Raw genomic sequence first — 14,177 nt, 5'->3', positions numbered from 1 at the left:
ACAAGGTTTGATTTATGAATTGGAAAATGCAGGAATGCAGGTTTTACGGCAATCAAAACTTCCCGTATATACCGGGGTATTAACTAGCTGTAATTACAGGATTGATATTTTAGCAGAGCAAAAAGTTGTGTTAGAAATTAAAGCAGTAAGCTTTAAATGAGATACATCTGGCACAAACCATTGCCTATTTAAAATTATCAGATTGTAAATCAATTTTAAAGTGGCAAACATAAAAGATGGAATTAAGCGGGTAATAAATGGCTATTTATAACTCAAAATAAAAACACTTCGTTCCTTTGCGGCTTCGTGATCGGAGAATAATAATTAAATATATAATGAACAAATTTCAGGGTACTGGTGTAGCGTTGGTTACGCCTTTCAACACAGATGGATCAGTTGATTATAATGGCTTAAAAAACCTGATTAATCATTTGACAGAAGGAGGGATAGATTACCTCGTTTCTTTAGGTACAACCGGCGAAACCGCTACAATGACCAAGGACGAGAAGAAGAAGGTGTGGGCCTATACTGCTGAAATTAACAATAACAGGTTACCATTGGTTGCCGGCATTGGCGGAAATGATACGTTAGCTGTTGCTGAAGACATTAAATCATTTGATAATGCCGGTTATAGCGCTATTTTATCCGTAAGTCCTTATTACAACAAACCTACCCAGGAAGGCATTTATCAGCACTATAAACATTTGGCTGAAATTTCTCCTTTAGATTTAATCTTATACAATGTACCAGGACGTACTGGAAGTAATATGAGTCCGGAAACCACATGCAGACTGGCTCACGATTTTAAAAACATTATTGCAACTAAGGAAGCGTCAGGAAGTTTTGATCAATTTAACCAGATTATGAGAGACAAGCCTGCAGATTTTCTTTTAATTTCAGGAGATGATCCGGTTACTTTGCCGATGATCGCGTTAGGTGCGGCAGGTATTATCTCAGTGATCGGAAACGCTTTGCCTAAGCAATTTTCTGATATGGTAAACCTTTGTTTAGCCGGTGATTACGGGGTAGCGCTGCCTGCTCATTTAGCGTTAATAGAATTCACCCGCTTGGCTTTTGCAGAAGGTAATCCGGCTGGCATAAAAGCGGCACTAAAACATTTAGGTGTTTGTGGCGATACGGTTAGGTTACCATTGGTTAAAGCTTCTTCAATGTTAGAAAAAGCAATTAATGCTGAACTTGATAAAATAAATCAACCGGTTTAATCGCATGATCAGATAAGCAAAAAGGCTTTCAAATTTAAAATTTGAAAGCCTTTTTGCTTTGATAGGAATTATTTAAACAACATCGGTATAAATTCTGATAAGTAGTCCCTCCAGTTAACCCAGGTATGCCCACCTTCACTTTCTTTATAATCATATTTGAGGCCGATTCCATCGAGCTTCTTTCTGAACTCACGTACAGTTTTATATAAGAAATCCGTTTTGCCTATTGCAATCCAATATAAGTTATAGCCATTTTTCTTTTGCGCTTCAAGCTTCAAATCCAAATCTTTGTAGATTGGACTTGCTGCACTGGCCGGCGGCAATATCGCCGGAGAAAATAAACCGACATAACCAAAAGTTTTAGGATAATTGGCCGATATATAGAGGGAGTGAAATCCTCCCATTGATAAACCCGCAATGGCCCGATCATGCTGCTCTTTACCGGTACTATAGTTTTTCTCTGTGAAATCGATAATTTCTTTAAAATAGGATTCCATATCACCATTAAAAACATCGGGCGTCATCATAATCGGTTTATAGAGTCCTTTTGATGATTCTCCCGGTGCAGCGGTGTTACTGGTGTGGCCATTGGCCATTACCACAATCATCGGCCTGGCTTTACCGGAAGCGATGAGGTTATCTAAAATCTGAGAAGCCCTGCCGAGTTGCATCCAGGCTTCTTCATCTCCCCCAACGCCATGTAAGAGGTATAAAACAGGATAACGTCCTTTTGACGCCTCATAACCCGGAGGTGTATAAACGGTAAGTCGGCGACTCGTTTTGAGCCCAGCAGATTGATACCAACGTTTTGCCACTGTTCCATGCGGTACATCTTTAACCATATATAAATCTGCCTTGCCATTTCCCACCAAGAACACATTGACAACAGATGATACATCTCTGATCAGATAAACATTGTTCGGATCCCGGATCTTCAAACCATCAACAATAAAACTGTAGCTGTAAAGTTCTGAGGGTAAAACCACTGATGTATATGACCAAACACTATCTGTTCCTAATTTCATTTCCTGCGCGGGCGGCATGTTTCCGTTCGAAACCAAAAAATCCCCCTGTATTTCTACCTTCCTGGCATTTGGTGCTTTAAGCCGAAAAGTTACAGTACCATCAGTATTCTTCTGCGGTGATACTATTTCCTTCTGACGGCCAAAATTTAAATTTTCCTGGGCATACATCAATTGCGTACAACCAAGCAACACTAGTAGAATTATTTTTTTCATGGTAAGGATAAGGGAATCGGGATGATCTAATTTTGTCTATTAAAAACAATGGCCTCTTCACATAAAGAGGCCATCTGGAATAATATCTATTTTAAAATCGCTTACGCTTTGTTTTTAGTTTCCTGAACTTCTAAACGGATGGCCTGAGCTAAGTTTTTAAGATCCTGCATTCCCTTACGTACACGGGTTCCTGCTGCGCTATTGCCCTTGTTATAAAATTTGTCTGCATCAGCTTCTAAAGCCGCCACTAAACTTTTTACCTCTTCGAATTTTTTCATTTTTTGATTACTCCTATGTTTTTTTTAAAGTTTTAGATTTAATTATCTAATTTAAAGGGTTTAACGAAATAAAAAAATTTTAGAAGAATAAAAAGATGCGCCCCTAAATCGTTTTTTTCCACAATTGGTAGGTTTATAAACACCAAATTAGACAACAAGCCAAACAAATAACTGATAAACAAACAATTACAAAAATAAATCATAAAAAAAGCCCTTTAAAACATGTCTAAAGGGCTTTGTAAAATTTCTATTGATTTTAAGCAGTAGCGAAAAGATTCTCTTTATAATATCCGTTCTCTAACTTTTCAGCAACCTCGCTGAAAGCGTCTAGCGTGCGTTGAACATCTTCCAGCGTATGTACAGCTGTTGGAATTAAACGTAACTCGATCATTCCTTTAGGAATAACAGGGTACACTACGATTGAACAAAAGATACTATAATTTTCACGTAAATCGAAGGTAATGGCTGTAGCATCAGATAATTCACCCTTTAAGAAAACCGGTGTCACAACAGAATTGGTCACCCCTAAATCAAAACCACGTTCACGAAGCCCTTTTTGTAAAGTTGTAGCAATTTCCCATAACTTATCTTTAAGTTCTGGTTTGCTTTTCAATAACTCTAAACGTTTTAATAATCCAATTACCATTGGCATAGGTAAGGCTTTCGCAAAAGTTTGCGAACGCATATTGTACCTTAAGAAATTGGTAATTTCTTCTGTTGAAGCTACAAAAGCACCGATACCTGCCATCGATTTAGCAAATGTACCAAAGTAAACATCTATGCCATCAATGCAATCTTGTGCTTCATGTGTACCTGCACCAGTTTTACCCATGGTACCAAAACCATGTGCATCATCAACCAGGATACGGAATTCAAAATCCCTTTTAAGGTCAACGATCTCTTTTAATTTACCCTGAGCCCCACTCATTCCGAAAACACCTTCAGTAATTAAAAGAATACCACCGCCAGATTCTTTCGTTAATTTGGTAGCACGTTCTAATTGTTTACGTGCACTGTCAATATCATTGTGCTTATAAACAAACCTTTTACCCATATGCAAACGAAGACCGTCAATAATACAGGCATGTGATTCGGCATCGTAAACAATTACATCATTACGATCAACCAGGGTGTCGATAATTGATACCATTCCCTGATAACCATAATTTAACAAAAATGCATCTGGCTTACCAACAAAGGCGGCTAGTTCCTGCTCCAACTGCTCGTGGAATTTAGAATTTCCACTCATCATACGGGCGCCCATAGGGTAAGCCATACCATACTGAGCTGCAGCTTCTTCATCTGCTTTTCGAACTTCCGGGTGATTGGCTAAGCCTAAATAATTATTTAAGCTCCAAACCAAATGCTCTTTTCCTTTAAATTGCATGTGAGGTGCAATTTCTCCTTCTAATTTTGGAAACGAGAAATACCCATGAGACCATTTCTGATGTTGGCCAAGTGGCCCCATGTGCTTTGCGATTTTATCAAATATATCCAATGTATTACCTGTTTTTAATATAAATTTTGCGAATTTAAGCTTTATTAGTCTTAAAATCAACTTAGCTAACTTTTAGGCACTAATTAAGACCTGTTTTTATGCTCCAATAGTATGCCAAAAAAGCCCCGATGTTACAACGGGGCTTTAAATTATATTTGGTTGGTTTTAATCAACGTTATCGTGCAGAAAAGAATTATTTGGTCTGATCTCTGTACCACCATCCTGATCGTTACTTAAAGTAAACCTGCTTACCTGTGATTCAGAAGAATGCTGAACCTGCTGTAACTGCATTTGTTTGCGTTTATAGGCTGGTTCGTTTTCCAGTTCCTGTAAACCATTTGTTGTACGCAATTTCATGCTCAGATCTTTAAGACGTAAAATACGCTCTTTAGATTTTCTCAGTTGCTCTTCCATTGACTCATCATTCTTGTCATCGTCTAAGCCAACAACCGGCATTTCGATTTCCGGTTCAGGCTGTGGCATGGGAGCTGCTTTTGCTGCTGGTGTTTCAAACGCGAAATTGGTTTCAGCCAATTTAACCTCGAACTCAAACCCTGTCTCTTTCACTTCTTCTACCTGGGGCTCTTCTTCAATTAAAGTATGGCGAACAATATGATTTTCCGGCTCCTGAACTTTTTGAGGCTCAGATTTGCTGAACATACCACCAAAAAGATCTGCTTGCGAAACTTCTTCCCTGTTTTTTAAAACAGGCTCATAAGATGGCGCTGCTTTAGGCTGGATGAAAGAGTTTACCGGCTCAACAGGGCGAATAAGTGGTGCTTCTTCTGGTGTTAAAAGTGATATTTTCTTTTTATTTTTTTCTTCTTTTACGCGTTCTTCAGATGTTTGGAAACCTGTTGCAATAATGGTTACAGAAAGTTTATCACCCAAAGATTCATCTGTACAGTTACCCCAAATTAAATCTGCTGATAAACCGGCTTTTTCCTGAATATAATCGGTAATGATCGAAACCTCATCCATCGTTACCTCACGCAAACCAGAACTGATGTTTAATAAAATATAACGGGCCCCTTCAATTTCATTGTCTTTTAACAATGGAGAAGCCAAAGCGCCTTCCACAGCCTGTAATGCACGGTCGTCGCCCTCAGCGGCAAAACTACCCATGATGGCTACCCCGCTATCTTTCATTACGGTACGCACATCTTTAAAATCCACGTTGATATATCCCGGAACCGTAATAATTTCTGCGATGCCTTTTGCAGCTGTTGTTAAAATATCATCGGCCTGGCCAAAGGCAGAACCCAGGGTTAAATTTCCAAATATCTCACGCAAGCGGTCGTTAGAGATGACCAGATAAGAATCTACATATTTTTTCAACTCTTCCATTCCCTCATCGGCTTGCAATCTACGTCTTTTTCCTTCGAAAGAAAATGGTGTAGTAATGATGGCTACAGTTAAAATGTCAAGTTCTTTTGCTGCTTTCGCAATGATTGGTGAAGCGCCTGTTCCGGTACCACCGCCCATTCCGGCAGTAATGAAAAGCATTTTGGTGGTATTGCCTAACATGGCTTTGATATCATCTATATTTTCTATAGCTGAATTTTTACCAACTTCAGGAATAGAACCAGCTCCCATTCCTTCGGTTAAGCTAGCACCCAATTGCACCTTATTAGGTATAGGGCTGGATTCGAGTGCCTGGGCATCGGTATTACAAATAATAAAATCTACACCAGTAATACCAGACAGGTACATATGGTTCACTGCGTTGCCGCCACCACCTCCAACACCAATAACCTTGATGATTGAAGATTTATCTTTTAACATTTCGAACTGCATATCTTTATGAATCAGTTGTTTAAAAATTTTTAAATTCTGTTCATTACTCCATGTAATATTAACACTTTTTCAACAGACGTTTTCCACAAGTGTTAAGAATGTGGAAAACTCTTCTTTTGTTGAAAAATAATTAGCTTTTCAGGTAATCTTCATCACTCACATTCATATCATCCTGAATGAAAGTTCTTGTTTTCGCCAGTAATTTATCAAACAATCCTGGTCCACGTTTTTCTTTCTCTTTGGCAGTTTTTGGCTTCTCTACAAAAACACCCGGTTGTTTCATTTCTTCCATCAGTTCTTCAGCTTTCTGAATTCCTTTGATCAGCAAACCTACACTTGTTGCATACATCGGGCTTTTCAGATCATCGTAAATGGCTTTAGGCATATCCTCATATTTAGATAAATGCTCGTTCGGGTAACCGATACGGCAATCTAAACCCGTTACATATTCAACAGCCTGAGATAAATGTTTTAGTAAAGCACCACCACCGGTAATCACAATACCACCAATCAGTTTTTTCTCATATCCTGAAGACTTGATCTCGTAGTATACGTGTTCTATAATTTCTTCCATACGTGCCTGGATAACATAGGCCAGGTTTTTAACCGAAATTTCTTTTGGTTCGCGGCCACGTAAACCTGGTACGCAGATAATTTCGTTCTCCTTATTCTCTTCAGCCAATGCCGAACCAAAACGCGTTTTAAGCAACTCAGCCTGATTACGCATTACAGAACAACCTTCTCTAATATCTTCGGTAACACTATTACCACCAAAAGGAATAACTGCGGTGTGGCGGATAATACCTTCGTGAAAAATAGCAATATCCGTAGTACCACCACCAATATCAACCAATGCAATACCAGCTTCTTTTTCTTCCTCGCTCAACACCGATTCAGATGAAGCCAATGGCTCAAGAATTAAATCCTGGGTTTGCAATCCTGCATTATTTACACATTTGATGATATTTTTAACGGCCGTAACCTGACCAGAAATAATATGGAAGTTAGCTTCAAGACGAACTCCTGCCATACCGATCGGATCTTTGATTCCCGGCTCGTTATCAATGGTAAATTCCTGCGGCAATACATGAATGATCTCCTCACCAGGAGGCATTACCAGCTTAAACATATCATCAATCAACTTATCGATATCCTTTTTACCGATTTCATTGTTTAGTTCTCTTCTTGTTAAAATACCTCTATGCTGTAAGCTTTTAATGTGCTGACCAGCAATACCCACATTTACCACCTGTATCTCTACATTGGATTGTCCGCTTGCCACTTCAACAGCCTGAGTAATTCCCTGTACTGTTTTTTGAATGTTAGAAACCACCCCACGCGTTACCCCCGCCGATTCTGCCTTGCCTATTCCTAAAATTTCTATCTTACCGTGCTGCGTTCTACGGCCAACGATAACACAAATTTTTGTAGTACCGATATCCAATCCTACTACAATTGGCGACTGACTGGTAAATTTTGCCTTGTCCATATTGTTAATTTTGCTGAGTTTTATACTGTTTTTCTAGGGCTTTGATTTCTTTCTCTCTTGCTTCTATTTCTTTTTTCAATTGAGCCGCAGATTTTGCCGGCTTTGGTAATGTTGTTACCGTTTGCTTCGGTTTTTCTTTTTTATCCGCAGATTTCGTATCCTTTGGTTTTGTGGCTGAAGTAACCACCGGCTTTGTTGATCCTGTTTTAACCAGTGTTGTTTTTTTCGGCTCTGCTTTTTTAGGCTCAGTTTTTTTTTCTACAACCTTTTTTGGTTCAACCTTACGAACTTCCGTTTTTTTCGGTTCATCGGCCTCCGGACGATCATCCATAGCGGCAACAATTGTACTTCTGATTAATGAGTCGGTTACACTTCGTTGTATCCTCAAACTATCTGCTGCAGAAATTGTTTTAGCTTTTTTTGCCAATTCTGTCGAATCTCTTCTTTCGCAAACAATCTGGTTGGTATACTTAATATTAATGGTCCGATAAGTGTCCCATCCTACCTGGGGCATTGCCTTTTTATAAAACAACAGCAGGTTTGTCATTTTCTTTTCAAGCGAATCGGCATTGCCCAGAATAATCCGCTGATTGCCTACTCTTGGTATCAGTTCGATATCGTTTTTTTGATCAACTACAATCTGCTCAATCTGCGAATCCCAGAGCGTATCTTTTTTAATGAACTGCGCGGTTTTATATAAATCTCTTGCCAGTTGTGTACGTAAAGTATCTACCCTACTCCCAAAAACTTCAGTAATATGTCCTGTTGCGACCAGCACATTGGCAGTAAAGTTTGATGAAATAGGCATTTTCAGTCCATCGTTATCAATGTAGAAATCCTGCCCGTTTTCGTTCAATATACGAAGGATAGGCTGACGCTGTTTTACTTCAATATGCAATACCCCATCCATATCTACATATACCTTCGCAAAACCAATATAAGGGTTAGACTGCAGTTTTTTTTCGATATTATGAATGTTGATGTTTTCGAGGTTACGGCCTAACAGCACCCCCTGATCTTCTTTCAAAATCGCATCAATCTCTTCACGTTCAATGAAATTATCTGCCCCGGGAATCAGAATCTTAACATCTTTGCATTTAACCGTTTGTTTCTTCACATTGATAAAACTCAAAAGCACCACCACCCCTGCCAGGCTGATCAGCCAGGCAAAGCCAGTAAAAATTGCGCTCCAGTTTATCCGTTTAAGCATTGTTCAAAGTATTTTTTAGGGGTTCGATAATAGTGTCTATATCGCCCGCACCTACTGTTAAAATTAATTCAGGTTTTGTATCCCTAACATACTGTACTACAAAATCTTTTCCGCACACCTGTTTATCTGCCAGCGTGATTTTATTCAGTAAAAACTGTGCATTTATCCCTTCAATTGGTAATTCTCTTGCGGGGTAAATTTCCAATAGCATCAGTTCATCAGCAGTGCTCAAAACTTTTGCAAATTCATCTGCAAAATCCCGTGTCCTGGTGAACAGGTGCGGCTGGAAAATTACGGTTAGCTTTTTATCAGGATATAATTGCCTTACCGCATCAAAACAAGCCCTAAGTTCTTCGGGATGATGTGCATAATCATCAATATAAATCTGATTACTATTATTTACAATGTATTCAAAGCGGCGTTTAACACCCTTAAAATTTGCAACAGCCTGTTTTATCTTTTCAGCATCAATGCCCAACTGTAAGGCAATGGCAATAGCAACCGTTGTATTTTCTACATTGTGCCTACCTGGAAGCATTAAACTGATATCGTTTATGCTTTGGGCAACACCGGTATAATCAAAAAGAAATTTCGAACCTTCTACCCTTAAATTTTCTGCCTTTGCTACTGCCGTTGAACTTGCTGCATAGCTGATGCTTTCCTCCAGCGGCAATCCTTCATGCGCATAAAGTGTACCTTTTGCTTTCAGCTGGCCAGCAAACAAGCGAAAGGATTCTTCGAGATGGCTTTTATCACCATAAATATCTAAATGATCGGCATCCATCGAGGTAACCACAGCTATGTCAGGATGAAGGGTCAGAAATGAGCGATCGTACTCATCAGCCTCTACCACTACCACATTGTTTTTTCCGAAAAGCACATTACTATTGTAGTTACTGGTTATGCCGCCTAAAAAAGCAGTGCAATCGTAACCGGTATCTTTTAAAACATGAGCGACGATAGATGAAGTTGTAGTTTTACCATGCGTGCCTGCAACAGCAATACAGAACATTCCCTTACTGATGATACCTAAAACTTCTGAACGTTTTTTTAGTGTAAAACCTCTTTCTATAAAGTGATTTAAAATCTTCGAATCTTTTGGAATTGCTGGTGTATACACAACAAGGGTATCATCCTGATGATCTGAAAATTCATTAGGCAATGCAGAAATTTCATCAAGGTAGGTAATTAAGATCCCTTCCTGCGTTAAGGTTTCAGTCAGTTTGGTCTTAGTTTTATCATAACCACAAACCACCTGTCCGCGTTTAGCAAAATAACGGGCAAGCGCACTCATGCCGATACCACCGATACCTACAAAGAAAACCCTATTTATTTTACTTAATTCCATTATTTTTAGATTTGAGATGGGAGATTTGAGACACTAGACAAATAGTCTGATCTCATATCCCACATCTAGTTTCTCATATCTTTATTAATCAATTTCAATACTTCGTTCGCAATTATTTCGTCGGCTTCCGGCAATGCCATTTTGCCTATGTTTTCTGCCAGCTGTTCGCTTTGTTCTTTATTATTTAAAAGTTCAAGCGCCACTTTTACCAAAGTATCTTCGGCTGAACGATCGTTAATGATTACTGCAGCTCCATTTTTAACCAGGGCCATTGCATTTTTGGTTTGATGGTCTTCAGCAACATTTGGCGAAGGCACCAGAATCACTGGCTTTTTGATCAAACAAAGTTCTGCTATTGTCCCTGCTCCGGCACGGCTGATGATCACATCTGCAGCGGCATAAGCCAAATCCATTTTATTCAAAAACTCCAGGATCCGGACGTTTGGGTGATAATCGGGACCCAATCTTTCCATAATCCCTTTATAGTAATACTTACCGGTTTGCCAGATCACCTGCACATCCTGTGCAATAATTTCTGGCAAGTGTTTTTCAATTGCCTTATTTAATGTTCCTGCGCCTAAACTTCCACCGGTAACCATAATGGTCTTTTTTAATGGGTCTAGTTTTAATAGTTCAGCTCCTGCATGGTGCTTTCCCTTAATATCAACCACTTGCTGACGGACAGGATTTCCTGTTTTTAAAATCCGGTCAGCTGGAAAAAACTGGTCCATTTCATCAAAAGCAACACAGATTTTCGAAGCCTTTTTACCTAACCACTTATTGGTTACCCCCGCGTAAGAATTCTGTTCCTGTATGAGGTAAGGAATTCCTTTTAATGATGATGCGTACAACAGGGGCCCGGAAGCATAACCACCAACACCTACTACTGCATCGGGTTTAAAATCATTAATAATCTGCATGGCTTTCCGCACGCTACCAATAACCTTTAGCGGAAGTGCCAGGTTTTTGATAATCGAGCCGCGTTGTATGCCACTAATATTCAATCCTATAATTTTATAGCCGGCAGCAGGAACTTTTTCCATTTCCATTCGGCCTATCGCACCCACAAATAAGATTTCACAGGTTGGCACCATACGTTTTAGCGCATTGGCTATGGCTACGGCGGGAAAAATGTGCCCGCCGGTGCCACCACCTGATATGATAATTTTTGGGGAATTATTCATTTTAATTATTTATCTGTTCTTACCACTAAGTGCACTGAGTTCTCACAGAGGGCACTGAGCTTTATATTTTAACCGCAAAGCGCGCTAAGTTTTCGCAAAGCGCACTAAGTATATTTTACCACCAGGGCGCGAAGACACACGTATTTTAGGGCCTTGGTTTAACTTTTCAATTCTTTAAATATTCTAAGGCTCAACCCTACACCTTCAACCTTCCTACCTTCAACCTTACTAGGCTATCGCTGGTATTTCTCCAACGATCACTTTATTTTTCACTTTATCTTTATCTTCTTTTGTTGCTGCATTGGCATTTTCTTCTACGTCGCGGCTTACACTCAGAATAATACCAAACGCCACGCTGGTAAAAATCATAGAGGTACCACCCATACTTACCAGCGGCAATGGAACCCCGGTTACCGGTCCTAAACCAACTGCTACCGCCATGTTTGCAAAGGCCTGAATGGTCAGACTAAAACTTAATCCGGCGGCCAGCAGCGCACCAAAAGCCTTTGGTGCCCGGGTTACGATCTTTATACATCGGTATAAAAGCACCAGGTATAGTATCATGATAACAATTCCTCCCACAGTCCCCCATTCTTCAATAATAATGGCGAAAATAAAATCGGAATATGGGTGTGGCAGGAAATTGCGCTGTGTACTATTACCTGGTCCTTTACCAAAAACACCACCAGTAGCCAAGGCAATTTTTGCCTGATCTGCCTGGAAAGTTTTATCTGAATGCTGCATTTCAGGATGCATAAACGTATTGATACGCGACATGTAGGTTTTTCGCCTTGGCCCTAAAAAGAAAACGAACAATAGCAGCACAAAACCTCCTGCACAAACGATAGCAATCTGTTTAATACTGATTCTACCGATAATCAGCAGCAATATACTTACACCAAAAAGCATTAAAGCTGTAGATAAATTGGCCAGTGCAATTAGAACAAAAACCACACAAACCGACCCCATAATTGGTATAAATGACTCTTTAACATCTTTAATATTTTCTTGTTTTTTGGTCAGCATCCGGGCCAAAAAGGTAATCAATGCCAGCTTGGCTAAATCGGAAGTTTGAAAGGTTAACCCAATTACCGGTATTTTAACCCACCTCGAAGCATCGTTTAAGTTCGTACCAAAAATTAAGGTGTAAAACAGCAAAGGAATAGTTACAATCATTAACACCTTTGAAATACCTGCATAATAGCGATAATCAAGCAGGTGGGCGATGTAAATCATACCTATACCCAGCAAAACGAAAATAAGGTGTTTGGTAAGCAAAAGTTTTTCTACAGCTTCTCCTTTTTTATAAGCCAAAGTACCCGTTGCGCTATACACTGCCATTACAGATATAAGCGAAAGCAGGATAATGATCAGCCAGATCCATCTATCTCCTTTTGTTTTATTAAGTAGTGCCTGCAACATATATTGAGCCTCCTATTATAATTCTCTGACTGCCGCCTTAAACTGGTTACCGCGGTCTTCATAATTTTTAAACAAATCAAAACTTGCACATGCTGGCGATAGCAATACGGCATCGCCACGTTTAGCCAGATGGAAAGCAATTTGTGCAGCTTCTTCTGCAGAAAAAGTATTGACAATAATATCTACATCATCCTCAAAAGCATCATGAATACGTTTATTGTCTTTACCCAGGCAAACAATGGCTTTCACTTTAGTTTTAACCAGATCCTTAAGCATATTGTAATCGTTCCCTTTATCAACACCGCCCATAATCAGCACTACATCACTCGTCATACTTTCTAAAGCATACCAGGTAGAGTTTACATTGGTGGCTTTACTATCGTTTATAAAATCGATCCCCGAAATTTTGGCAACATGCTCTAACCTGTGCTCAATATTCTTGAAATTACCCATGCTCTCGCGGATGGACTCATTTCGTAACTCTAAAACTTTCGACACAATGCCTGAGGCCATAGAATTGTAAATGTTGTGCTTGCCCTGTAAGGCTAAATCTGAAATAGACATGGTTAGTTGGTTATTAGGTTCTGTAAGGATGTGTAAAGTATTATCTTCTAAATAAGCACCCCTTTCAACTGGTTTAACAATCGAAAAAGGATAGGTTCTGGCAAGTGGTTTAGTAATTGCCATGGCTTTCAGGCTTTCCTCATCATCTGCACAATAAATGAAAACGTCATCTGCGGTCTGGTTTTGAATGATGCGCATTTTTGATGCAGCGTAATTCTCCAGCTTGTAATCGTAGCGATCCAAGTGATCGGGTGTAATATTTAATAAAACAGCAATATCTGCCTTAAACTCGAACATATCGTCAAGCATAAAACTCGATATTTCCAGCACATAATATTCATAGTCTTCTGTGGCTACCTGCGCTGCAAAGCTATGCCCGATGTTACCCGCCAAACCTACATTTAAGCCCGCATTTTTTAAGATATGATAGGTTAACAGGCTTGTAGTTGATTTGCCATTAGAACCTGTAATGCAAACGGTTTTGGCGTTGGTATATCTTTTGGCAAACTCAATTTCTGAAATTACCGGAATACCCCGGGCAACCAGTTTTTTAACGATAGGTACTGTCGGCGGGATACCAGGACTTTTAATGACTTCCGTTGCATTCAGAATCAATTCTTCGGTATGTTTTTCAGATTCGAAGGGCACGCCAAGCTTTTCTAATGCAGCTTTGTATTTATCGGTTATGATACCAAAATCCGAAACGAATACGTCGAAACCTTTGGCTTGTGCCAGCTTTGCTGCACCTACCCCACTTTCGCCGGCACCAAGAATAACCACACGGCCCTGCCCGGTCATTGCTGACTTAGTATTGCTTGATGTGATGTTATTCGTGTTCATTGTTTTATATTTTAGTATTAAGTAATTAGTATCAGGTATCAGACACTACTATTATACTTTGATTTTCTATTTTATTTTATTTTTTT

At 39.4% G+C, this 14,177-nt stretch carries 12 protein-coding genes; 2 read left to right on the top strand and 10 right to left on the bottom strand.

Annotated features, from left to right (window positions below; genetic code table 11):
* Positions 1 to 7: 7 nt before the first annotated feature.
* Both ACIQXP_RS12510 and dapA read left to right on the top strand, forming a co-directional pair.
* On the top strand, positions 8 to 160 hold the full coding sequence (locus ACIQXP_RS12510) for a GxxExxY protein (protein ID WP_387504000.1): 153 nt from the start codon (positions 8 to 10) through the stop codon (positions 158 to 160).
* A gap of 175 nt (positions 161 to 335) precedes the next feature.
* A complete protein-coding gene (gene dapA, locus ACIQXP_RS12505; RefSeq protein WP_387503999.1) occupies positions 336 to 1,223 on the top strand; it encodes a 4-hydroxy-tetrahydrodipicolinate synthase in 888 nt (295 codons plus the stop codon).
* A gap of 68 nt (positions 1,224 to 1,291) precedes the next feature.
* Here dapA and ACIQXP_RS12500 read toward each other — a convergent pair whose 3' ends face one another.
* From ACIQXP_RS12500 to murD, 10 genes are all read right to left on the bottom strand, one after another.
* Complete coding sequence (locus ACIQXP_RS12500; protein WP_387503998.1) at positions 1,292 to 2,461, bottom strand: alpha/beta hydrolase-fold protein; 1,170 nt, start codon at positions 2,459 to 2,461, stop codon at positions 1,292 to 1,294.
* A 101-nt stretch (positions 2,462 to 2,562) separates the two neighbouring features.
* On the bottom strand, positions 2,563 to 2,739 hold the full coding sequence (locus tag ACIQXP_RS12495; RefSeq protein ID WP_090982499.1) for a histone H1: 177 nt from the start codon (positions 2,737 to 2,739) through the stop codon (positions 2,563 to 2,565).
* 256 nt (positions 2,740 to 2,995) lie between these two features.
* Positions 2,996 to 4,237 (bottom strand): aminotransferase class I/II-fold pyridoxal phosphate-dependent enzyme, encoded by a 1,242-nt coding sequence (locus ACIQXP_RS12490; protein ID WP_293741856.1) that lies wholly within the window; start codon positions 4,235 to 4,237, stop codon positions 2,996 to 2,998.
* A gap of 165 nt (positions 4,238 to 4,402) precedes the next feature.
* Positions 4,403 to 6,034 (bottom strand): cell division protein FtsZ, encoded by a 1,632-nt coding sequence (gene ftsZ / locus ACIQXP_RS12485; RefSeq protein ID WP_387503997.1) that lies wholly within the window; start codon positions 6,032 to 6,034, stop codon positions 4,403 to 4,405.
* A gap of 130 nt (positions 6,035 to 6,164) precedes the next feature.
* Entirely contained in the window at positions 6,165 to 7,523 is a 1,359-nt protein-coding gene (gene ftsA / locus ACIQXP_RS12480) for a cell division protein FtsA (RefSeq protein ID WP_090982496.1), read from the bottom strand.
* 4 nt (positions 7,524 to 7,527) lie between these two features.
* Entirely contained in the window at positions 7,528 to 8,733 is a 1,206-nt protein-coding gene (locus ACIQXP_RS12475; RefSeq protein ID WP_387503996.1) for a cell division protein FtsQ/DivIB, read from the bottom strand.
* Entirely contained in the window at positions 8,726 to 10,081 is a 1,356-nt protein-coding gene (murC, locus tag ACIQXP_RS12470; RefSeq protein ID WP_387503995.1) for a UDP-N-acetylmuramate--L-alanine ligase, read from the bottom strand. Before murC ends, ACIQXP_RS12475 begins: the two co-directional genes overlap by 8 nt.
* A 65-nt stretch (positions 10,082 to 10,146) precedes the next feature.
* Positions 10,147 to 11,265 (bottom strand): undecaprenyldiphospho-muramoylpentapeptide beta-N-acetylglucosaminyltransferase, encoded by a 1,119-nt coding sequence (gene murG, locus ACIQXP_RS12465; RefSeq protein ID WP_387503994.1) that lies wholly within the window; start codon positions 11,263 to 11,265, stop codon positions 10,147 to 10,149.
* Positions 11,266 to 11,493: 228 nt separating this feature from the next.
* Complete coding sequence (locus tag ACIQXP_RS12460; RefSeq protein WP_387503993.1) at positions 11,494 to 12,687, bottom strand: FtsW/RodA/SpoVE family cell cycle protein; 1,194 nt, start codon at positions 12,685 to 12,687, stop codon at positions 11,494 to 11,496.
* A 15-nt stretch (positions 12,688 to 12,702) separates the two neighbouring features.
* Positions 12,703 to 14,091, bottom strand: a complete 1,389-nt coding sequence (gene murD / locus ACIQXP_RS12455) for a UDP-N-acetylmuramoyl-L-alanine--D-glutamate ligase (protein ID WP_387503992.1) — start codon at positions 14,089 to 14,091, stop codon at positions 12,703 to 12,705.
* Positions 14,092 to 14,177 lie beyond the last annotated feature (86 nt).

It is taken from the genome of Pedobacter suwonensis, from assembly GCF_044762335.1.
Lineage (GTDB): Bacteria > Bacteroidota > Bacteroidia > Sphingobacteriales > Sphingobacteriaceae > Pedobacter.
Note: the sequence above shows the minus strand (reverse complement) of the source record. Positions and strands in the feature narration are given on the sequence as shown.

What these genes read in the sequence shown, in the direction of transcription:
- ftsZ (WP_387503997.1), bottom strand. Translation starts at nt 6,034, where the DNA reads ATGCAGTTCGAAATGTTAAAAGATAAATCTTCAATCATCAAGGTTATT.
- ftsA (WP_090982496.1), bottom strand. Translation starts at nt 7,523, where the DNA reads ATGGACAAGGCAAAATTTACCAGTCAGTCGCCAATTGTAGTAGGATTG.
- ACIQXP_RS12475 (WP_387503996.1), bottom strand. Translation starts at nt 8,733, where the DNA reads ATGCTTAAACGGATAAACTGGAGCGCAATTTTTACTGGCTTTGCCTGG.
- murG (WP_387503994.1), bottom strand. Translation starts at nt 11,265, where the DNA reads ATGAATAATTCCCCAAAAATTATCATATCAGGTGGTGGCACCGGCGGG.
- dapA (WP_387503999.1), top strand. Translation starts at nt 336, where the DNA reads ATGAACAAATTTCAGGGTACTGGTGTAGCGTTGGTTACGCCTTTCAAC.
- murC (WP_387503995.1), bottom strand. Translation starts at nt 10,081, where the DNA reads ATGGAATTAAGTAAAATAAATAGGGTTTTCTTTGTAGGTATCGGTGGT.
- ACIQXP_RS12460 (WP_387503993.1), bottom strand. Translation starts at nt 12,687, where the DNA reads ATGTTGCAGGCACTACTTAATAAAACAAAAGGAGATAGATGGATCTGG.
- ACIQXP_RS12495 (WP_090982499.1), bottom strand. Translation starts at nt 2,739, where the DNA reads ATGAAAAAATTCGAAGAGGTAAAAAGTTTAGTGGCGGCTTTAGAAGCT.
- murD (WP_387503992.1), bottom strand. Translation starts at nt 14,091, where the DNA reads ATGAACACGAATAACATCACATCAAGCAATACTAAGTCAGCAATGACC.
- ACIQXP_RS12500 (WP_387503998.1), bottom strand. Translation starts at nt 2,461, where the DNA reads ATGAAAAAAATAATTCTACTAGTGTTGCTTGGTTGTACGCAATTGATG.